Source organism: Paraburkholderia sp. J67, assembly GCF_905220265.1.
Lineage (GTDB): Bacteria > Pseudomonadota > Gammaproteobacteria > Burkholderiales > Burkholderiaceae > Paraburkholderia.
Genome location: NZ_CAJMZK010000008.1, coordinates 214,659 through 234,231, shown reverse-complemented (window position 1 = coordinate 234,231; position 19,573 = coordinate 214,659). Strand labels below are relative to the sequence as shown.

Genomic DNA, 19,573 nt, shown 5'->3' with positions numbered 1-19,573 from the left:
CTCCTTACAGCACCTTGGCTTCGGTTCTCAGCTTCTCGACCAGCGTCTTCACGTCCGGCACCTTCACGCCTGCGCTGCGCCTGGGCGGCTCAACGACCTTGAGGGTCTTCAGGCGCGGTGTGATATCCACACCGAGGTCCTCAGGCTTGAGGGTTTCCAGCGGCTTCTTCTTCGCCTTCATGATGTTCGGCAGCGTGACATAGCGCGGCTCGATCAGGCGCAAGTCCGTCGTGATGACGGCGGGCAGTGTCAGCGAGAGCGTTTCGGCGCCACCGTCCACTTCACGCGAAACGGTTGCCTTGCCATCGGCAACCGTCAATTTCGAAGCAAAGGTCGCTTGGGGGAGATCGGCGAGGGCGGCGAGCATCTGGCCAGTCTGGTTCGAATCGTCGTCGATGGCCTGCTTGCCGAGAATCACGAGCGAAGGCTGCTCCTTGTCGACCAGCGCCTTGAGCACCTTGGCGACCGCGAGCGGCTGTACTTCAGTATTCGTTTCGACGAGGATCGCGCGATCCGCGCCGATGGCGAGCGCCGTACGCAGCGTCTCCTGAGCCTGCGAGGCACCAACGGAAACGGCGATCACCTCGCTGGCCACTCCGGCTTCTTTCAGGCGCACCGCCTCTTCCATGGCGATTTCGTCGAATGGGTTCATCGACATCTTCACGTTGCCGATATCGACGCCCGTGCCATCCGACTTCACGCCAACCTTCACGTTCGCGTCGACCACGCGCTTGACCGCGACCAATACCTTCACCTTACGTCTCCTGTTCGTTACGACTGTCCCATCCCGCGAGCGAAGCCCGCCAAAGGAAAAGACGCCCGCCGGCGGCCGCCCCGCATCTGTATTCGAGGCCGGGAATCAAGGCCCGATGCGTGGACGACCATCCGCTCTCAGTGCGGACGGCTGCCCGGCGGGGTGGAAATGGCCCCCGTGTCTGCCTGCACGGCAAAGCGCCGACAGCGAGTCACGGATGAAGGCGACTGTATGGCAGGGGAAACCGGCAGGGAAGACGCCGCTGCACCGTGTTCCGTACAGTGGTGCGAGATGCGGAAGGTGAGACGCTTTCGCCGGTTCTCTGCCGTGCTTGCTCAGTGCTGAGATTGCCGTATGCGCGTTCAGATCGAAGTACGGAACGACCGTCCAGACCACGTAGACGCGCGATCATGCCGATGCTGCAATGGTCAGCACTTCGTGCGGGACCGGCATTAAATGTTGGAGTCCTGTGTAACCCATCATTCTTTTTTGCCAACGTTCTTATTCGCATGAAACACGACGAATCCCCGTATCTTGAAGTCACCGGATCAACTGGTACTTCGGCCCAATCGACCCCTGTTCCTGACCTTTCCGGCTTGATCCGTCCAGGCGACACGGTGATGTGGGGACAGTCTCATGCGGAGCCGGTCACGCTCATGCGCGCGCTGGTGGCGCAGCGCGACCGGCTCAGGCGCATCCGGCTCTTTCTCGGCATCGGTCTGGCCGATGTGCTCGCGCCGGAGCATGCGGATGCTTTCGACTTTCTCGCCTACTGCGGTAGCGGCACGAATCGAAAGCTCGCCCGCGCGGGTGTGCTAGACATCTTGCCTGCACACTATTCGCAGTTGCCAGCATTGATCGCCAGCAGCGCATTGCGTATCGACGTCGTGATGTTGCAGGTGTCGCCGCCCGACGAACAGGGGCGCTACAGTCTTGGCCTGGCTCGCGAGTACCTGGTCGAAGCGGTGAAGCACGCGCGCGCGATCATTGCCGAGGTCCATCCCGAGGTGCCGTGGACCTACGGCGGTCCCTGGCTTGAACGTGCCGATATCGACCTGCTAGTCGCGTCGGATACGCCATTCATGGAAGCTCCCGCTGGAGCGCCTGGTGAGATTGAGCAGGCCATCGGTCGGCACGTCGCGACCCTCGTGGAAGATGGCGCGACGTTGCAAACAGGCATCGGTGCGATCCCGGATGCCGTGCTCGCACAACTGCTCGATCGGCGCGATCTCGGCGTGCACACGGGCAGCATCGGTGATGGCGTCGCTGCATTGTGCGAGGCCGGGGTGGTCACGAATGCAAGAAAGACGATCGACGCGGGCATCACGGTGGGCGGCGTCATTATCGGCTCGGCACGCGTGCGCCAGTTCGCGCACCGCAATGCCGCGCTCGAGCTGCGTGGCACGGAATATACGCACAACCCCACGGTGCTCGGCAGGATCGAGCGCTTCGTCGCGATCAACTCGGCGGTAGAGGTCGACCTGAGCGGCCAGGTGAATGCCGAGATGGTCGCGGGCACTTACGTGGGGGCGGTTGGCGGCGTTGGCGATTTCCTGCGCGCGGCGCAGGCCAGCCCCGGCGGTGTTCCGATCGTCGCGCTGCCCTCGACAGCGGGCGCGCATAGCCGGATCGTTACGCGCGTCTCGGGCCCTGTCACCGTGCCGCGCAGCGACGCCTGTGTGATCGTCACCGAATTCGGCGTCGCGGATCTGCGCGGTCTGTCGCTTGCGCAACGCATTCCGCGGATGATTGCTATCGCCCATCCCGATCACCGTGAACGCCTCCTTGAAGAGGCGGCACGCGCCCGGCATTGAGCGCAGGACAGGCCCGCAAACGTGCTCGACGCGATTCGCTGATATCGAAGCGGCACTTCGAATTTTCGCGATTGGTCGCGGGTGGTGTGCGCAGTAATCTGGAATGCCCCCGAATGGAGACTTCCGATAATGCGCGACAACCAAGGCCCGCTGAGCGGCGTTCGAATCGTGGAACTGGGTGGCGTCGGGCCCGTGCCGTTCTGCTGCATGTTGCTGTCGGACCTCGGCGCCGACGTGATCCGTATCGATCGGCCGCCCGGCTACGATGGCGGCGTCCCGGGCGACCCGCGCTTTAACCTGCTCAATCGTGGCCGCCGTAGCGCGTCGTTCGATCTGAAGCGTCCCGATGCCGCAGCGGCCGTTCTGAAACTGGTCGCGAAAGCCGATGCCCTGGTCGAAGGCTTTCGCCCTGGTGTGGCAGAGAAACTGGGCCTCGGTCCCGACCCATGCCTCGCTGCGAATCCCGCGCTGGTCTACGGCCGCATGACGGGCTGGGGCCAGGATGGCCCGCTCGCTCAGGCTCCGGGCCATGACATCAATTACATCTCCCTCACAGGCGTACTGCACGCCATTGGTCCCGCTGACGGGCCGCCCGCCATTCCTCTGAATCTTGCGGGCGACTTCGGCGGCGGCTCGCTCTATCTCGCGCTTGGCGTGGTGTCGGCGATTCTGGAGAGCCGCCGCTCGGGCAAAGGGCAAGTGGTCGATGCCGCGATGGTGGATGGCTCGGCTTCGTTGATGACGCTTTGCTATGGCCTGCTCGCCAGTGGCTACTGGAGTGACCAGCGCGCCAGCAACCGGCTGGATTCGGGCGCGCCCTGGTACAACGTGTATGAGACGAAGGACGGACGCTGGCTCAGCGTGGGGGCCAATGAAGCCCGCTTCTGGCGCAATATGCTGGACCTGCTTGGGCTTGAGCAGGCCGACATGCCCGACCAGCACGACACCTCGCGCTGGCCCGATATGCGCGAAAAACTCGCCGCAATCTTCCGCACGCGCACGCGAGACGAATGGTGCGCACTGGCCGAGGGCCGCGAGGTGTGCATCTCTCCCGTGCTATCGATGACGGAAGCACCGGCTCATCCTCACCTACGCGCGCGTGACACGTTCGTCGAACGCGATGGCATCGTGCAGCCCGCTCCCGCGCCGCGCTTCAGTCGCACGCCCGGCGCTGTTCAGCGCCCGCCCGCAAAGCCCGGCGAGCACACGACAGAGGCGTTGCTGGATTGGGGATTCAGCGCCGGGGAACTCGACGCGCTGCGTGCATCACGGGTTATCGAATGAGGTATCCATGTATTCGCGTGTCACGAATACATGGTGTCGAATTGATTAGGTAACCAAATCGATATATCGGTCTTCGGGAAATTCGAATCATGGCTTCGGAATTGACCAGTTGGATCGAGAAAGGCATGGCCCTAATCTACAAACAGTGATGCCCGGCAGAAGAACGAGGCAAACACGTCAACTGGAGCGAAGACAAATGCAAGCGAACTTTCTGGACGAATCGCAGACGATGTGGCTCGACACCGTCAACCGGTTCATGGATAACGAGATCACCGTCGAGTACGTGCGCAAGTGCGACATGAATCGCGACTATCCGTACGAGGCTTACGAGCAGATCGCGAAGCAAGGGTGGCTGGGCATCCTGATTCCGGAAGAAGAGGGCGGCTCGGGCGGCGATATTTTCGACTACTCGCTGATGGCCGAAGGTCTCGGCAAATTCGGCTTCGACTTCGCGTGTTCGGTGCTCGTGCCGACTTTCACGGCGATGAACATCACCAAGTTCGGCACGCCCCAGCAGAAAGCGAAGTATGTGCAGCCGTTCATCGACGGCAAGATCCGCTTCTCGGTGTCGATCTCGGAACCCGATGCGGGCTCGGACGCGGCCAATACGAAGACGCGCGCACGTCGTGACAGCAACGGCGACTGGATCGTCAGCGGCCAGAAGCTCTGGTGCAGCGGCGCGGCCGCGAAGGACACCGTGATCGCGATGCTGGTGCGCACCAGCACGGACGACAAGCACAAGGGCCTCTCCGTGCTGCTGATCCCGAACGACACGCCGGGCATGGTGATCAACAAGCTGCCGACGCTGTCCCGCCATGCCACCGGCACGACCGAAATCTTCCTCGACGAAGTGCGTGTGCCGGGCGACGCGCTGCTGGGCGAGGAAGGTCAGGGCTGGAAGATCATCACTGAACACCTTGAACTCGAACGCTGCGCCGTGGCTGCTGCCTACACGGGTAACGCCCAGCAAGCCGTCGCAACGGCTTCGCGCTATGCGCACGAGCGCATCCAGTTCGATCACCAGCTGTTTGACTTCCAGGTGATTCGCCACATGCTGGCCGACTGCCAGACCAAGGTCGACGCCGCGCGCCTGCTTTGCTACCGCGCCGCGCAGATGGCCGCGAACCATGTGCCGTGCAGTCGCGAAGTGTCCATGGCGAAGCTGTACGGATCGGAAACGCTGAAGGAATGCGCGCTTGCTGGCATGCAGATCCTGGGCGGCTACGCCAACCTGCCGGAAGCCGACATGGAGCGTTATCTGCGCGAGAGCATCCAGTCGACCATCGGCGGCGGCACCTCGCAGATCCAGCGCACGATCATCGCGAAGTCGATGCGTCAGTAAGCGCGCTATCCAGCATCGAAAGACAAACACGAGACGGCCAGGCGGTGCCGTCTCGCTCAAGGAATATTCAGGAAAACTGGCAATGAGCGTAGTCAACAACAGCATCAACATCCCGCTGGACGAACTGGAAGTCGGGCAGAAGTTCCGCTCGCCCGGCCGCACGGTGACCGAAAGCGACGTGGTGACGTTCTGCATGTTCACCGGCAACTGGATCGAGATTCACTCGAACAAGGAATACGCCGAAAAGACCCGCTGGGGCGAGCGTATCGTGCAGGGCATGCTGACGTTCTCGCTGATCTCGGGCCTGCTGCAATTCGGCCCGGCTATCCAGGCGAACTACGGCGTGGACAAGATGCGCTTCCTGAATCCGGTGAAGATCGGCGACACGGTGTACGCCAGCGCCGAAGTGATCGCGAAGAAGGAAAAAGACGACAAGTTCGGCGTGGGCACGATGCTGATCCAGGCGTACAACCAGCGCGGCGAAGTCGTGCAGCGCAGCGAATGGAGCCTGCTGATGCTGCGTCGTCGCGCTGACCTCGATGCGCTGATCGCCGAAGCGCAGCCCGACTTCAAGGTCTGAGGAGCGTCGGCATGAGTCCCCAACCGGTAGCGGCGATCATTGGCATGGGCGATGCCTATGCCTCGCTCGCGAACAGGAAAGACCCGCTGCAACTGGCGGCCGAAGCGACGCTCAACGCGCTCGCCGACGCGGGCATTCGCAAGGACCAGGTGGATGCAGTGTTCACGGGCCGCTCGCCGTGGGCCGACAAGCGTTCGCAGTGGAGCAACATCTTCATCTCGCACATGCAGATGCCGGTGACGCTCACGAGCGAGTTGACGATGCACGGCGCGGGTTTGACCTCGACGTTGGCGATTGCGTCGCAGATGATCGCCGCGGGCCGCGCCGAGTACGTGCTGTGCCTGCAAAGCGACGCGACCGAGTTGTTCGTCGACGCGGTCGCGATGGGCGCGGAGGCCGACGCCGACCCGCAGTTCGAGATTCCCTATGGTCCGACGATTCCCGCGCTCTACGCACAGGCGGCCCATCGCTATTTCCACGAATTCGGCATCACGGAGGCGGATCTTGCCGATGTCGCGGTCGCGAATCAGCGTTGGGGACGTCACCATCCGCATGCGGCGAAAGCGAAGTTCGGCGAGATCGACCGCGACAAGGTGCTCTCGTCGCCATATGTGGCGACGCCGCTGCGGCGCTGGATGTGCTCGACGTGGGGCGGCGGCACGGGCGGCGCGCTCGTCGTCACCTCGCCGGAAAACGCGCGCGCCGCGCGCAATCCGGTGTACCTGATGGGCTATGGATCGGCGACCACGCACGAATACCTGACCGACCGCATGAACATGCGCGAGTGCCGGTTCGACAGCCTCGGCGCGTTTCCCAATCTGACCACCACGGCGACGGCGGAAGCGGCGCGTCAGGCCTACGCGATGTCGGGCCTCGGTCCTGACGATGTCGACATGGCGCAGATTTCGGTCAACTTCGCGCACATGGGCCCGATGGTGATGGAGGATCTGGGCTTTGCAAAGAAGGGGCGTGGCATCGACCTCTATCGCGAAGGCCGAACCGGCGTGGACGGCGATCTGCCAACCGACACCAACGGCGGCTGGCTATCGTTTGGACAGCCAGGTATCTCGTGCAACATGGACAGTATCGTCGAGGCCGTTCGCCAGTTGCGCGGTGACCCGTTGGGGCTCGCGCCCGCGCAGCGTCCGCAGACCGTCCTCGTGCAGGGCGCGGGCGGGATGCTGGCGGCGGGCGCGGTGCTGCTGTTGTCGTCCGCGAAGTGAAATCCGATTGAGAGCATCCCATGACAGATACCCATTCACTCAATAGCTGGCCACAGCCTTACCGTTTGCCGGACGCCGAGCCCTACTGGTCGGCGCTGGCGGAAGACCGGCTGACGTTTCAGCACTGCAACGAATGCGCGCAGGCGGTGTGGCCCGCGCACTCGTTCTGCACGCACTGCGGGTCGCGATCGCTCGACTGGCGGCAGTCGGGCGGGCGCGGCGCGGTATGGTCGTACAGCACGATCATGCGCGGCCCGACGCCGGTGTGGGCGGGCATCGTCCCGTACACGGTCGGCTTCATCCAGATGGACGAAGGCTATTTCCTGTTCTCGCAGATCGATGCCGAGCCGCATGCCATCTCGATCGGTCAGCGCGTGGAAGTGCGATTCGCGCAGCGCGGCGAGCAGCGATTGCCGCTGTTCGTGCCGACCGACCAGTAAAGATTCGGTAGTGAGCCGGCCACGTGCCGGCATAGTCGCAAAGACGGAGGAGACACCGTGATACCTATTCAAGCCGTATGCCGCAGCGGGAGGCGTCATGGCCGGACCGCTTGAGGGCGTTCGCATTCTCGACCTGACGTCCAATTTCATGGGGCCGTACGCTTCCTTGCTGCTGGCCGACATGGGCGCCGACGTCTGCAAGATCGAGTCGCGCGAGGGCGACACGACGCGCAACATCGGGCCGTCGCGCCATCCCGGCATGGGGCCCATTTTCCTGCATCTGAATCGCAACAAGCGCAGCCTCGTGCTCGATCTCAAGCATCCGGACGGCATCGGCGCGCTCAGGCGCATGGTGGAGCAGGCCGACGTGCTGCTGTACAGCATGCGCCCGCACACGATGGCGAAGCTCGGTATCGCGTACGAAGACGTGCGGCGTCTCAACCCGCGCATCATCTACTGCGGCGCGTTCGGCTTTGGCCAGAACGGTCCCTATGCGGCACGCCCCGCCTACGACGATCTGATCCAGGCGGCGGTGGGCATGCCGGTCCTGCAAAGCCGCAAGTCGGGCCGCCCGACTACGTGGCGACGGCGATCGCGGATCGCGTCGTTGGCATGGCCACCAGCAACGCGGTGGCGATGGCGCTGTACCGTCGGGAGAAGAGTGGTGTGGGCCAGCAGGTATTCGTGCCGATGCTGGAAACGTTCGCGCATTTCGTGCTGGGCGATCATCTTTACGGTCATACGTTTGTGCCGCCCCTTGGCGACTGGGGCTATGCGCGCATGATGAATCCCGATCGCCGGCCTTATCGCACACGCGACGGCTATATCGGCGTCAATGTGTATGCCGATCACCACTGGCGGCGCTTTTTCGTGCTGTCCGGTCATGCGGAAATGGCCGACGATCCACATTTCTCTACCATCGGCGCGCGTACCGAGCATATCGCGTATCTGTACGCGTTTCTCGCGGAAGTCTTCGAAACGAAGACCTCGGCCGAATGGGTTGAGCTGCTGAGCGAGGCGGACATACCCGTCATCGAAATGAATACACCGCAGACGCTGCTCGACGATCCCCACATGAAGGCGGTCGGTTTCTTCGCCGAGCAGGAACATCCTTCGGAAGGCCTTATCCGAACGATCGGGATTCCTCAGCAATGGAGCGAAAGCACGCCGGCGATGCGCTATCCGGCGCCGCGCCTGGGCGAACAGACGGCGCAGTTGCTGGCGGAGTACGGCTACGGCGCCGATGAAATCGACGCGATGATCCGATCGGGCGGCGCATGGACGCGCTCCACGGAGCCAAGCGAGAGCCGGGTCCATTCAAGGGAGAACAACCATGTTGCGTGATTTGCCATTGGCGGGCGTCGTGGTCGTGGAGTTGAGCGACAGTGCGTCGGCGCCGTTTAGCGGGCGCATACTCGCGGCGCTGGGCGCGGAAGTCTGGAAAATCGAGCGTCCGGCGGGCGATTCGGCGCGCGGCTGGGGGCCGAGCAAGTGGAAAGGCAGCGGCGCGGCTTATCACGCGCTCAATCGCGGCAAGCGCACGATCTGCCTCGACATCAAGGACCAGGATCAGCTCGCGACGCTGCATCAACTGATCGCCGAGCACGCGGACGTGTTCATCCACAATCTGCGGCCCGGCTCCAGCGCTGCATACGGGCTCGATGCGGACAGCCTGCGCGTCACCAAGCCCGAGCTGGTCTACTGCGAAGTGGGCGCGTTCGGCCATGCAGGCCCCATGAACACGCTGCCTGGTTACGATCCGCTCATGCAGGCGTTCTCGGGGATCATGAGCATCACCGGCGAGGAGGAGCAGGCGCCCGTGCGCGCCGGGGTGTCGATCGTGGACTTCGGCACCGGCATGTGGGCGGTGGTCGGCATTCTTGCCGCGCTGTATCGCCGTCAGGTCAAGCATTGCGGCGCGACCGTGCAAGCTTCGTTGCTGGAGACGGCGATTGCGTGGATGTCGGTCGGCATCGCGAACTACAGCGCAGATGGCGAGGAGGGTGGTCGCCACGGCTCGGGCGTGGCCTTTATCGTTCCGCATCGGGCCTATGCGGCGGCGGACGGTCATCTGATCATCAGCGCGGCGAACGACGCGTTGTTCGCGAAGCTCTGTTCGGCGCTCGACCACCCGGAATGGGCCGGTGACGATCGGTTCGCGACCAATGCCACGCGCCTGAAAAATCGCGGGGAGATCGACCGGCTGATCGGCGAGCGTCTTGCGACGGACACGCGTGCGGCCTGGCAGGCGCGGTTGCAGGCGGGCGGCATTCCGGTGGCGCCGATCCAGACGACGGCCGAGGTGGTCCGGCACGAGCAGACGCGCGCGCTCGGCATCATCGAAACGCCATCCGATGACGAGATCGGTCTCGTCGGCCTGCCGCTTTCGTTCGACGGCAAGCGTCCGCCGCCGCTGCATGCCGCGCGCGAGATCGGCGCGGACAACGATCAGCTCGAACGCCTGCTGAATTTGCAGCATTGACAGCACATTCAGCGCGTACTCAAACGCCGCAGCCGATGCCGGAACAGGCATGGCCCTAAGCGCGGAGCCGGGGCAAGACGGTGTACGATAACCGCATCGCCCCGTGCAAGTTCGCAAAGCGGGGTAATAAAAGGCGGGCAAGAGAGGAGACATGAGCACCTTCAACCGGCTGCATCTGATCCGGCAGGTCGACCTGTTCACGCTGAAGCTATTTGTTTCGGCGGTGGAAGAGCAGCAGATTGGCCTCGCCGCCATTCGCGAGAACATCGCGGCGTCCACGGCGACCAAGCGCATCCAGGATCTTGAAGACATTGCCGGTATCAAGCTGCTGGAGCGCGGCCCGAAAGGCGTCGTGCCAAGCCCGGCCGGCGCCGTACTCGTGCGCTACATCAGGCGCATTTTCGAAAACCTCGACGATATGCGCGCCGAAGTCGCGTCTTTCACCGAAGGCATGCGCGGCGAGCTGGCGATCGCGTCGGCACGCACGATCATCGTGCCCTTCGTCGCGCGCGAGCTGGGCGATTTCAAGCGCGAATACCCATTGGTCGATCTCGTGGTTCACGAACTGGAGAACGCCGATATCGTGCAATCCGTCGCGCGCGGCGAGGCCGATGTCGGCGTGTTCGCGGCCTCGCACGAACTCGATCTTGGCGGCGTAGACGTCACGCCTTATCGCACCGATCGCCTGATTGCCGTCGTGCCCAATGGACACCACCTGAGTACGCGCGCGAGCGTTTCGTTCGCCGACCTGCTGCCCGAGCACGTCATTGCCGTCAATGCCATGCAAAGCGCGTTGCGCGTCGCAGCGCGGCGCCTGGGCGGCGAGTTCGAACCGCCCTACACGGTCAGCAGTGCGGGCGTAGCCGTGAGTCTGGTCGAAGCCGGGCTGGGTGTGACCATTCAGCCCGAATGTCTGGTCAGTCACGAGTTGTTCGGGCGCGTCACCGTGCTGGAGCTGGCCGAGCCGTGGGCTGTGCGGCACATTCATATTGCCACCGCCCGTGGCCGCGAACAGAATCCTCTTGCTTCAGCGCTGATCCGGCAGCTGCTGGACCGGCCGCGCAACGAAGCGACGGCGTAACCTGGCTTGAATGGGCGGGCTGCGGTTCAGACCGTCAACCCGCCGCCGCACGCGGGAAACATGGCGCGCCAAGACATCTGGCAAGTGGCGTTGATATGTCCTGGAAGAAAGCGCAGCACCGTGTTGCCGAATACGTTGTTGCTCGCGCCAGCAGTGGTATGCCCGGCGTGGCGCAAATTCGCGTATTCTGCGTGCGGGCATAAGCGCAGAAAGGCCTGCGCACCCGCTTCGCTAACCACCTCAGAAGATTCGCCGCGCACGGCGCACGCGTTGCGTACTCAGATTCACCAGTGCGCTGACGTGTGAAATAGACTGCTTGCCGGAGTATCGGTGTCTTCGTAGCCATGCGAATCATCACGATTTGGACTCCAGATAGACTGAATGGTGACAACGAATGAATCGCACGGAACGCAGTGTTATTTCCCCATCGGCTTCGCGAACATCATGTGCGACATGCCGCCGTCACAGGCGATTGCCTGGGCCGTGATATAGCCCGCGGCGGGAGACGCGAGATAGACGATCAGGTCCGCCACTTCTTCGGGTTGGCCAACGCGGCTCATCGGCAGCATGTTTGCAAGCTGGTCGAGGATCTCCTGCGGCACCGAACCGCGTGCCATCGGCGTATCGATGACGCCAGGCAGAACGACGTTCACGCGCACACCGTAGGCCGCCCATTCGTGCGCCATCTGGCGACTCAGCGTGATGAGCGCGGCTTTGCTGGGCCCGTAAGCGCCGCCTTGTGAATAGCCGTGTACGCCGGCCAGCGAGGCGGTGTTCACGATGGCAGCATGCGGGCTTTGTTTGAGCCACGGCAGCGCGCTGCGCGCGACCATGAGTGCGCCGTCCACATTCACCTGGAAGCCCGTGCGCCAGTCCTCCAGCGAGACGCTTTCGAGCATTCCGGAGCGCACGAGCGCGGCCGTATTGATGACGACGTCGAGCTTGCCGAACTTCTGCGTCGTTTTTGCTATGGCGGCATCGATGTCCGCCTGGCGGGAGACATCGAGTGCGACCGCAATCGCCAGACCGCCCTCGCGCGTAATGTCGGCTGCAACGCGTTCGGCTTCTGCCGCACGCAGATCGGCTACGACCACCGCGCCGCCGTTCGCCGCAAAGGCTTTCGCGCTCGCTTCGCCCATGCCGCTGCCCGCGCCCACGACGAGCGCGGTGAGCCCCTTGATAGGCGAATGCATCATCCAGTCACGGGTTCCTGTTTTGTTGTATTCAGCGTTCACGCTATGTGTCTCCTGGTTTGGTGTGGTGGAAAATGTGGATGGGTCAACCCGCTTGTCTGCTATCCTGGCCGAGCAAGTGCATGAGTGATGCAACGCTGTCGAGCTTTTCCAGGTTCCAGACCATGTCGATCACGTCGTCGATGCGTGCGGTGGACAGCACGTCTTCGGCGTTGCGGCGAAATTTGCTGGCGAGCTCTTCGTTAGTCAGATAGCTGGCAGGCTCGGGCGAGGGACTGCCCTTGGGATAGCGCCGTTCCCCGACGAACGTCTTGCCGCGCGCCTGGACCTCGATTTTTGCGGGGCGGCTGGCCGCATGACCGCTCAGCAGTTCGACATAGTTCGGATGGGCTTCGTGTGTGACCTTGTCCATCAGATTCATCACCGATGCGCTGAACACCAGGTCCGGGTCCTGCCATGCTTTGCCCGGCGGTACACGGTGTGCGCCGAGTGCGAGGCCGTGCGCAATGCTGAACTGCGCATCGTGTACGTGGGCAATCTCACGGTTGAGCCAGACCGGCTGCTCCACGAAGCCTTCGACCCACGCCTTGATCCCGTCGATCTCGGCAGGCGCGATGTCGTGTGTTTCGACGATCTCCGTAAGGCAGTCGAGCAGTGCATGGAGGATGCGGCAGTGCGGATAAGGCTTATAGGCCTGCTCGGCGGGAAAGCGCCAATCGCTGCCGAGATTCGCCGTGATGCGCTCGGGCTCCCAGCGGCGCGTGCCGATGAAGCGAGGAAAGCCATACTCGCGGTCGTCCAGAATCTGGCTGTCGCCGCGATGACCGAATTCCGCCATATGCGCGGCCGTCATCGCTGTCTGGACGAGTGCGCCGGCTAGCAGGTATTTGATCGTCGAACTGGGCGCGTGCTGGAACCAGGCGACCTGCGAATTCACAGGCGAGATGCAGCCGGCAATGCCAAGTGCGTTGATGAGCACGGCGGGTGGCTGCGCCTTGAGCTTGATAATCGCCGCCGTCGCGCCGAAAACCGTGCTGCTGTATCCGTAGACGGGCGGCGGCGAGACTTTGCCATCGCGCGTGTCGCGCAGATAATCCATCGCCTTGCCTAGCCGGTAAGACATTTCATGCGACAAGGCAATCGCTTCGATCAGCGACGTGCCGGGCGCATTTCGCGTTTCCGCGATGGCTAGTGCGCCGGGCAGCACATAAGGGGTGACATGGCCAGGCGGAACGACTGCGTCCATGTCGAGCGCGTTGATCAGCTCACCGTTTGCGAATGCCGCGCCGAAAATCGAGGCTCTCGTGTTCGTGCCCATGATCGTTGCGTCGCCGTTGCCGCCCATCGCGCGTGCATAGTCAATGCCGATGCGGCCTTTCGGCTCGCCCGTTGCGGCCACCGCGCAGCCAATCGAATCGAGCAGGATGCGTTTGCATTCTTCAATGACATGGGCGGGCAAGTGTTCGAACCGGGATTCATGGGTGAATCGGGCGAGCTGTTCAACGATGGTCTCGGGCATGGCGGAATCCAGGAGCGTGCGCGTCAATCGATTGGCGTTAATCTAACTATTGTTAGTTTTGTGATAAATGCGATGAATCGCCATACGTATTAATCCCTGGAGATCTATTTGCACGAGAGCTAACGGATGTTAGGATCGGGCGCGAAAGATGCCAAGATCATGCGATGGCGGCGGCTTGCCGTGCTGACTGACAAGGAAAAATCCCGATGCTCCTGACCACCGACGACGCCCGTCGTGCGCTTGCCACGATCGAGGCAAACTGGAATGCCGCTGCGGCGCAGTGGGACACGGATCGTTTGACGAGCGTGTACACCTGCGACGCGCTATTCTTCGGCGGGCGACCGGGGCACTCTGTGGGCGCTGGCGCGATTCGCGACTATTTTGCTTCGTACGAAGGCGTGATCGAATCGGCCACGCTCAAACTCGTCGATCAGGCGTTCATCTGGCTCGCAGAAGATTGCTTTCTGGCTCAGGGCTATGGCGAATTCTCTTTCGCGCTGTCGGGCGGCACGCTTTCGCATTCGCGTCTGCGCACGACGCTTACCATCACGATGCAAGGCGGCGAATGGCGCATTCGTCAGCATCATTTTTCGACTACGCCCGACTCGCCGCCGATTTAGTCGACGCGCAACCTGGGGCAACGGTATCGAACTTTGCGCACCGGAACGCACGTGTCAATGGACCCTCGCGTGGCGTTCCGTACTGTGAAAACGCGTCTGTTCCGGGCAGAAAAAATACGGTAACCTTGCAATCGAAAAACCGGCTGTGCGGCGCACAACCGGGCGGCAGCGAAGAACAGGACAGCGCAAAGCTGATAAACAGACGTGCGAAAGCGAAATGTAAATCCCAGTGCAGATACCCGAGAAACGCTGTTGCGGCTGGCGGCCCGGCTGTTTGCAACGCAGGGGTATACGGCCACGACAATGCGCGTCATCGCGGATCAGGCCGGTATCGAGGCCGCGAGTATCTACTATCACTTTTCGTCGAAGGAAGAACTCGTTGACGTGGTCATGGAGCATGGTGCGCAGAGCATCGTCCAGCACATCAACGAACACTTCGAAGGCTTGCCCGCCGATGCGAATGCCGTGGACCGCTTCAAGGCGGCGCTGGTTGGGCAGATGAGCGCGCTGATCAAGTTTGGCGATTACGCCCTGGCCCATAATCGCCTGTTGACCCAGTTGCCGGACAGCGTGCGCGAGCGCCAGATCAAGCGACGCGAGCGGCACCAGCAGTTGTGGACGACGGTTTTCGACGACCTTCGCACGGAAGGCTATCTGCGCGAAGATATCGATATCGCGCTCAGCCGCGTCTTCGTTCTTGGTTTCATCAATTCAGTGCAAACCTGGTTCGATCCCAAGAAGGGATCGCTCGACAAGATCGCCGACCAGTTCATCACGATGTTCTTCGAGGGCGCCGCACCGGCGACCCGGCCGCGGCGCTCCCGCAAGAAAGAACTGAGCGCGTCCTCCTGAACCTGCATCGTTGACGTCGCGCATTGCATGGCGCGACGTCTGTCTATCCGCCAGGCGCGCCTGGGACCTTTAGATGGCTTCAGCCAGCAGCCGGCGATAGTGCGGCAGCGCGGTAAAGAGCAGCCACGCCGCAAGCACCGACGCGATCGAGCACACAATGGCAATCGACTGGCCGACCATCTTAGGATTGCCAAATACATGATCGGTCAACATGGCGATCAGCGTTGGGCCAGCGCCAAAACCGATCAATTGCGCAACGAACGAATAGATCGCGCCGACGGTGCCACGCATGCGGCTTGGCGCGACCAGTTGCAGCGCCGCGCTCATACAACCGGTGGGCAGGCTGAAGAAAAACACGGTGCCCGCGGCTGCCGCGAGCGCGCCCGACGTGCCGGGGGCAAAGGGGATGGCCGCGCAGCACAGCATCATGGGAATCATCGCGAAAGCTGCGGTGCGCAGCGGCGCATCGGTATAGCCGCGCCGCTCTAGCTGGCGTGCGACCCACGGTCCGCTAAGCGCGCCGGCTATGCCGAAGCCAACGACCAGCAAGCCGAAGCGGAACCCCACTGCGGCTGCGGGCATGCCGTGTGCGCGAATCAGATAAGTTGGCATCCACGCGGGCATGCCGAGCACAACGATCGCCAGCATGCCGACACCGAGCAATATCCGCACATAAAACCCCCTTCGCTGCCAGAGCCAATTGGCCGAATCGCCGGTCGTGAAATGTCGCTCGTCGACTCGTTCGCTCTTGACACTGCTGCGCACCGGTTCGCGGACCGTAGCCAGCACGAGCAGCGCGAAGAGTATGCCCGGCAATCCAACCAGTACAAACGCGAGCTGCCACGTCTGGAATTGCGCGAGGATAGGGAACTGCTGATGAAGCGTGTGCGCAAACTGGATCACGAAGCCGCCGGCCACGAGCGAAAGGCCGCCGCCCAGCATCGGCCCGAGCACGAAAAAGCTCATCGCACGCGCCATTTTTTTAGCTGAAAAGCAGTCGGCGATAACGGAGAGCGCGAGGGGAAAGACACAGGCTTCACTGGCGCCCACGCCCAGGCGCGCGATGAACAGCCCTTCGAACGTATCGGCCCTCCCGCACAACGCCGTGAATACGCACCAAAGACAGATGCACACGACGAGCAGATTGCGACGGTTGGTCAGATCGACCAGCCGTCCGAATAACGGCGACGCGACCAGGTAGGCGGCAATGAATGCAATACCTTGAACCAGACTCAATTGCGTGTCCGAGATCGCCAACGAATGCTTGATCGGCTCGACCAGCAGGTTGAGGATTTGACGGTCGATGTAAGCGAGCGAATAGGTGAGGGTCAGCACCGCCAGAATGTACCAGGCTAGTTTGCTGTCGTGTGCGACCCGAACCCGGTGGGGTATCGATAGCACCGGATCGGTGCTATCGGCGGTTTGCGTCGGTATGTCTTGTGCGGGGTTCTTCATCTCGCCTCCAATTTGCTCGATCAATGATCATGCGATTTAACTACCTAATGTTTGTTCGGTAGTGTGGTGCGCAGGGAGGTGATGTTCCATGAGTGTTATCCATAAGCCGTGAAAAACGCGCCGGGTTGGCGCGGCGCAGCATCCGCGGCTGATTCGATGTGTTGGTGTAAACCCCCAATGACAGCCGTTTCGCTTACGTCGAAACTAACTACCAGTTGTTAGGTAAAACCTGACACTTGAATTCACCGACAGGCCGAGATAGACATGACGACGCAGATGAAACCCATACGTTCCTTCCTTTTTGTTCCGGGCAACAAGCCCACGTGGATCGAAAAGTCCATCACCTCCCGGGCCGATGCGCTGATCCTGGATCTGGAAGACAGCGTGCCGCCCGCGCAGAAGGTCGAGGCGCGCGAGATCGTCAAGTCGAAGCTTGGCTGGCTGGCCGAGCAGAAGCAGCGAATCTGGGTGCGTATCAACCGCAGCGCCCATCTCTACGACTTCGACGACATCCTCGCTATCGTCAGTCCGGTGGTCGAGGGCATCGTGATCTCCAAGCCCTGTGGTCCTGAAGACATCCATACGGTTGCGTCGATGCTGGCCGAGGCCGAATATCGCGCGGGTGTCGAAGTGGGGCACACGAAGGTGATCCCGCTGCTGGAGACCGCCCGTTCGCTTCAACTGGCCTACGAAATCGCGCAACACGATCGTGTGCCGGCAATCGTGGGCGCGACCGCGAAAAACGCCGATGTGGCCCGTGCACTCAAGACAGTCTGGTCACTCAATGGTCGCGAAACCCAATACCTCAAATCGCGTGTTGTCATGGCGGCGCGCGCCGCGGGCAAATTGCCGATCGGCGGCGTGTGGCAGCAGGTGCACGATCTCGACGGACTGAAAGTGTCGGCGGCCAACGACCGTCAACTGGGCATGAGCGGCGAACTGGTGCTGCACCCGTCCAACGTGGAGATCGTCAACCGGGCCTATAGCCCCGGCGAGGAAGAAGTGGCGTTCTATCAGGGGATGATCGACGCCCTGGACAAGGCTCAGGCCGAAGGCCGCGCCTCGTGCATCTACGACGGCGAGCACATCGACATTGCTCACGCGAAGACTGCGCGCGAAATCATCGAACTTGCGCAGTCATTCAACGGCTGATTGCGCACCGCGACTTAATCGAAGCCAGCGTGAGGCGCTCAAGCGCCGACGCGGGCTCACACAGGAGACAGACAAAATGGCAGGCCTTTATTTCGAACAATTTGAACCGGGCATGGTGATTGAGCACGCGATCCGCCGCACGGTGACCGAGACCGACAACATCCTGTTTTCGGCGATGACCTATAACTGCGCGCCGCTGCATATCGACGCGGAATACAGCAAGAACACCTTTTACGGTCAGCGTCTTGTCAACAGCATGTTTTTGCTGGCGCTCGTGGCGGGTATCACGGTATACGAAACGACGCTCGGCACTACGCTAGGCAATCTGGGTTTCGGCGAAATCGCTTTCCCCAAGCCGACGTTCCACGGCGACACGATTCGCGTCGAAACCGAGATTCTTGAAACACGTCTGTCGAAGAGCCGTACGGATTCGGGTATCGTCACCTTCAAGCACGTGGCGAAGAACCAGCGTGACGAAATCGTGTGCACGGCGGTACGCACCGGCCTGATGATGCTGCGTCCCGCACAAGCGGCCTGATTGCATACGTTCATAAAGAGTGAAGATATGGACTACCAACTGAGTGCCGATCAGCATGCCATTGTCGATGCCGCGCAAAAAATCTGCTCGGACTTCCCGCTCGAATACTGGCGCAACAAGGACAAGAACCACGAGTTTCCGCACGAGTTCTTCGAAGCCGTCGCGAGTGGCGGGTGGCTCGGTATCTGCATGCCGGAAGAAGTGGGCGGTGCCAACCTGGGCGTGACGGAGGCGGCGCTGTTCATGCGCACGGTGGCCGAATGTGGCGGCCAGGCGGCTGCGTCCACCATTCACATGAATATCTTCGGCTTGCAACCGGTCGTGCATTTCGGCACCGAAGCGCAGAAGCAGGCGTGGCTGCCGCCTTTTTCGCGCGGCGAGCATAAGGCGTGCTTCGCGGTCACGGAGCCGGATACCGGGCTCGACACCACGAAGCTCAAGGTGGTGGCGAAAAAGCAGGCGGACGGCAACTATCTGCTCTCAGGCAAGAAGGTGTTTATCTCGACGGCGCAGGTCGCGGATCACATGCTGATTCTCGCGCGCACCACGCCGATCGACCAGGTCAAGAAGCACAGCGAAGGGCTGAGCCTGTTCTACACGAAGCTCGATCGCAACTATGTCGACATTCGCGAGATCGACAAGCTGGGCCGTGCCGCCGTCGATACGAACGAACTCTTCATCGACGATCTACCGGTATCTAAAGACGAATTGATCGGCGAGGAAGGCAAGGGGCTGAGCTACATCTTCCACGGCATGAATGCCGAGCGTGTACTGGTGGCGGTAGAGCAGGTCGGCATCGGTCGCGCCGTGCTCAAACTGGCGACGCAGTATGCGAAGGAGCGCGTCGTGTTCGGCCGTCCGATTGGCCAGAATCAGGGCGTTCAGCATCCGCTGGCACGCAACTGGGCGGAACTGGAAGCGGCGAATCATATGATTTTTGCCGCCGCCGACCTCTACGACAAAGGCTTGCCCTGCGGCTCCGAAGCCAATGCCGCGAAGCTGCTGGCGTCCGAAGCGTGCATGAACGCCTGCCAGACGTCGATTCTCACGCACGGCGGCTTTGGTTACGCGAAGGAGTATCACGTCGAGCGCTTCATGCGCGAAGCGTGGATTGGCTACATCGCGCCCGTGACGCCGCAACTGATTCTGTCGAATATCGCCGAGCGCAAGCTTGGCTTGCCGAAGTCATACTAGACACAGCATTGAGCATCGCGCTAACGCGCAGGCCCCGGGGCGGCACGCGA

Annotated in this window: 17 protein-coding genes and 1 pseudogene; 14 read left to right on the top strand and 4 right to left on the bottom strand. The window is 62.0% G+C overall.

All coding sequences use genetic code 11. The features are described 5' to 3' along the window. Nucleotides 1–4: 4 nt before the first annotated feature. Nucleotides 5–754, bottom strand: a complete 750-nt coding sequence (locus U5782_RS17720; RefSeq protein WP_322045156.1) for an electron transfer flavoprotein subunit beta/FixA family protein — start codon at nt 752–754, stop codon at nt 5–7. Between the two features lie 620 nt (nt 755–1,374). Between U5782_RS17720 and U5782_RS17715 the strand changes: the two genes are divergently transcribed. The 9 genes and pseudogenes from U5782_RS17715 (at nt 1,375) to U5782_RS17675 (ending at nt 11,000) form a co-directional block, all read left to right on the top strand. Then, nucleotides 1,375–2,568, top strand: a complete 1,194-nt coding sequence (locus tag U5782_RS17715) for an acetyl-CoA hydrolase/transferase family protein (RefSeq protein ID WP_322045155.1) — start codon at nt 1,375–1,377, stop codon at nt 2,566–2,568. A gap of 129 nt (nt 2,569–2,697) precedes the next feature. Further along, complete coding sequence (locus U5782_RS17710) at nt 2,698–3,852, top strand: CaiB/BaiF CoA-transferase family protein (protein WP_322045154.1); 1,155 nt, start codon at nt 2,698–2,700, stop codon at nt 3,850–3,852. Nucleotides 3,853–4,048: 196 nt separating this feature from the next. Then, nucleotides 4,049–5,194 (top strand): acyl-CoA dehydrogenase family protein, encoded by a 1,146-nt coding sequence (locus tag U5782_RS17705; protein ID WP_322045153.1) that lies wholly within the window; start codon nt 4,049–4,051, stop codon nt 5,192–5,194. An 82-nt stretch (nt 5,195–5,276) separates the two neighbouring features. Then, nucleotides 5,277–5,774, top strand: coding sequence for a MaoC/PaaZ C-terminal domain-containing protein (locus U5782_RS17700; RefSeq protein ID WP_322045152.1), 498 nt, complete (start codon nt 5,277–5,279; stop codon nt 5,772–5,774). Between the two features lie 11 nt (nt 5,775–5,785). Next, nucleotides 5,786–6,997: a thiolase family protein gene (locus U5782_RS17695; RefSeq protein ID WP_322045151.1), complete on the top strand. Its 1,212-nt coding sequence runs from the start codon at nt 5,786–5,788 to the stop codon at nt 6,995–6,997. 20 nt (nt 6,998–7,017) lie between these two features. Further along, on the top strand, nt 7,018–7,437 hold the full coding sequence (locus U5782_RS17690) for a Zn-ribbon domain-containing OB-fold protein (protein WP_322045150.1): 420 nt from the start codon (nt 7,018–7,020) through the stop codon (nt 7,435–7,437). Between the two features lie 97 nt (nt 7,438–7,534). Next, nucleotides 7,535–8,781 (top strand): annotated as a pseudogene (locus U5782_RS17685) (CaiB/BaiF CoA transferase family protein). Further along, nucleotides 8,771–9,919 (top strand): CoA transferase, encoded by a 1,149-nt coding sequence (locus tag U5782_RS17680; protein WP_322045149.1) that lies wholly within the window; start codon nt 8,771–8,773, stop codon nt 9,917–9,919. The pseudogene U5782_RS17685 and the gene U5782_RS17680 overlap by 11 nt, the downstream one beginning before the upstream one ends. Nucleotides 9,920–10,070: 151 nt before the next feature. Next, the gene (locus U5782_RS17675; RefSeq protein ID WP_322045148.1) at nt 10,071–11,000 is read left to right on the top strand and encodes a LysR family transcriptional regulator; all 930 of its coding nucleotides are present in this window, start codon (nt 10,071–10,073) and stop codon (nt 10,998–11,000) included. A 416-nt stretch (nt 11,001–11,416) separates the two neighbouring features. Here U5782_RS17675 and U5782_RS17670 read toward each other — a convergent pair whose 3' ends face one another. Together U5782_RS17670 and U5782_RS17665 are read right to left on the bottom strand one after the other, a co-directional pair. Further along, complete coding sequence (locus U5782_RS17670) at nt 11,417–12,196, bottom strand: SDR family oxidoreductase (RefSeq protein WP_322045147.1); 780 nt, start codon at nt 12,194–12,196, stop codon at nt 11,417–11,419. 82 nt (nt 12,197–12,278) lie between these two features. After that, nucleotides 12,279–13,712 (bottom strand): MmgE/PrpD family protein, encoded by a 1,434-nt coding sequence (locus U5782_RS17665; protein ID WP_322045146.1) that lies wholly within the window; start codon nt 13,710–13,712, stop codon nt 12,279–12,281. Nucleotides 13,713–13,918: 206 nt separating this feature from the next. Here U5782_RS17665 and U5782_RS17660 point away from each other — a divergent pair, with 206 nt between their 5' ends. Further along, nucleotides 13,919–14,332: a YybH family protein gene (locus U5782_RS17660; protein WP_322045145.1), complete on the top strand. Its 414-nt coding sequence runs from the start codon at nt 13,919–13,921 to the stop codon at nt 14,330–14,332. A gap of 249 nt (nt 14,333–14,581) precedes the next feature. Continuing rightward, nucleotides 14,582–15,184, top strand: a complete 603-nt coding sequence (locus U5782_RS17655; RefSeq protein WP_322045237.1) for a TetR/AcrR family transcriptional regulator — start codon at nt 14,582–14,584, stop codon at nt 15,182–15,184. A gap of 69 nt (nt 15,185–15,253) precedes the next feature. Here the strand turns inward: U5782_RS17655 and U5782_RS17650 are convergent, their stop codons facing one another. Further along, nucleotides 15,254–16,639 (bottom strand): MFS transporter, encoded by a 1,386-nt coding sequence (locus U5782_RS17650; RefSeq protein WP_322045144.1) that lies wholly within the window; start codon nt 16,637–16,639, stop codon nt 15,254–15,256. Nucleotides 16,640–16,903: 264 nt separating this feature from the next. Here U5782_RS17650 and U5782_RS17645 point away from each other — a divergent pair, with 264 nt between their 5' ends. The 3 genes from U5782_RS17645 to U5782_RS17635 all read left to right on the top strand — a co-directional run bounded on the left by U5782_RS17645 (nt 16,904) and on the right by U5782_RS17635 (nt 19,523). Beyond that, a complete protein-coding gene (locus tag U5782_RS17645) occupies nt 16,904–17,791 on the top strand; it encodes a CoA ester lyase (RefSeq protein WP_322045143.1) in 888 nt (295 codons plus the stop codon). Between the two features lie 76 nt (nt 17,792–17,867). Next, on the top strand, nt 17,868–18,329 hold the full coding sequence (locus U5782_RS17640) for a MaoC family dehydratase (RefSeq protein ID WP_321839035.1): 462 nt from the start codon (nt 17,868–17,870) through the stop codon (nt 18,327–18,329). A 27-nt stretch (nt 18,330–18,356) separates the two neighbouring features. Then, nucleotides 18,357–19,523 (top strand): acyl-CoA dehydrogenase family protein, encoded by a 1,167-nt coding sequence (locus U5782_RS17635; RefSeq protein WP_322045142.1) that lies wholly within the window; start codon nt 18,357–18,359, stop codon nt 19,521–19,523. Nucleotides 19,524–19,573 lie beyond the last annotated feature (50 nt).

Coding starts and splice junctions, on each gene's coding strand:
- U5782_RS17715 (WP_322045155.1), top strand. CDS start 1,375: ATGTGGGGACAGTCTCATGCGGAGCCGGTCACGCTCATGCGCGCGCTG.
- U5782_RS17710 (WP_322045154.1), top strand. CDS start 2,698: ATGCGCGACAACCAAGGCCCGCTGAGCGGCGTTCGAATCGTGGAACTG.
- U5782_RS17705 (WP_322045153.1), top strand. CDS start 4,049: ATGCAAGCGAACTTTCTGGACGAATCGCAGACGATGTGGCTCGACACC.
- U5782_RS17700 (WP_322045152.1), top strand. CDS start 5,277: ATGAGCGTAGTCAACAACAGCATCAACATCCCGCTGGACGAACTGGAA.
- U5782_RS17695 (WP_322045151.1), top strand. CDS start 5,786: ATGAGTCCCCAACCGGTAGCGGCGATCATTGGCATGGGCGATGCCTAT.
- U5782_RS17690 (WP_322045150.1), top strand. CDS start 7,018: ATGACAGATACCCATTCACTCAATAGCTGGCCACAGCCTTACCGTTTG.
- U5782_RS17680 (WP_322045149.1), top strand. CDS start 8,771: ATGTTGCGTGATTTGCCATTGGCGGGCGTCGTGGTCGTGGAGTTGAGC.
- U5782_RS17675 (WP_322045148.1), top strand. CDS start 10,071: ATGAGCACCTTCAACCGGCTGCATCTGATCCGGCAGGTCGACCTGTTC.
- U5782_RS17670 (WP_322045147.1), bottom strand. CDS start 12,196: ATGATGCATTCGCCTATCAAGGGGCTCACCGCGCTCGTCGTGGGCGCG.
- U5782_RS17665 (WP_322045146.1), bottom strand. CDS start 13,712: ATGCCCGAGACCATCGTTGAACAGCTCGCCCGATTCACCCATGAATCC.
- U5782_RS17660 (WP_322045145.1), top strand. CDS start 13,919: ATGCTCCTGACCACCGACGACGCCCGTCGTGCGCTTGCCACGATCGAG.
- U5782_RS17650 (WP_322045144.1), bottom strand. CDS start 16,639: ATGAAGAACCCCGCACAAGACATACCGACGCAAACCGCCGATAGCACC.
- U5782_RS17645 (WP_322045143.1), top strand. CDS start 16,904: ATGACGACGCAGATGAAACCCATACGTTCCTTCCTTTTTGTTCCGGGC.
- U5782_RS17640 (WP_321839035.1), top strand. CDS start 17,868: ATGGCAGGCCTTTATTTCGAACAATTTGAACCGGGCATGGTGATTGAG.
- U5782_RS17635 (WP_322045142.1), top strand. CDS start 18,357: ATGGACTACCAACTGAGTGCCGATCAGCATGCCATTGTCGATGCCGCG.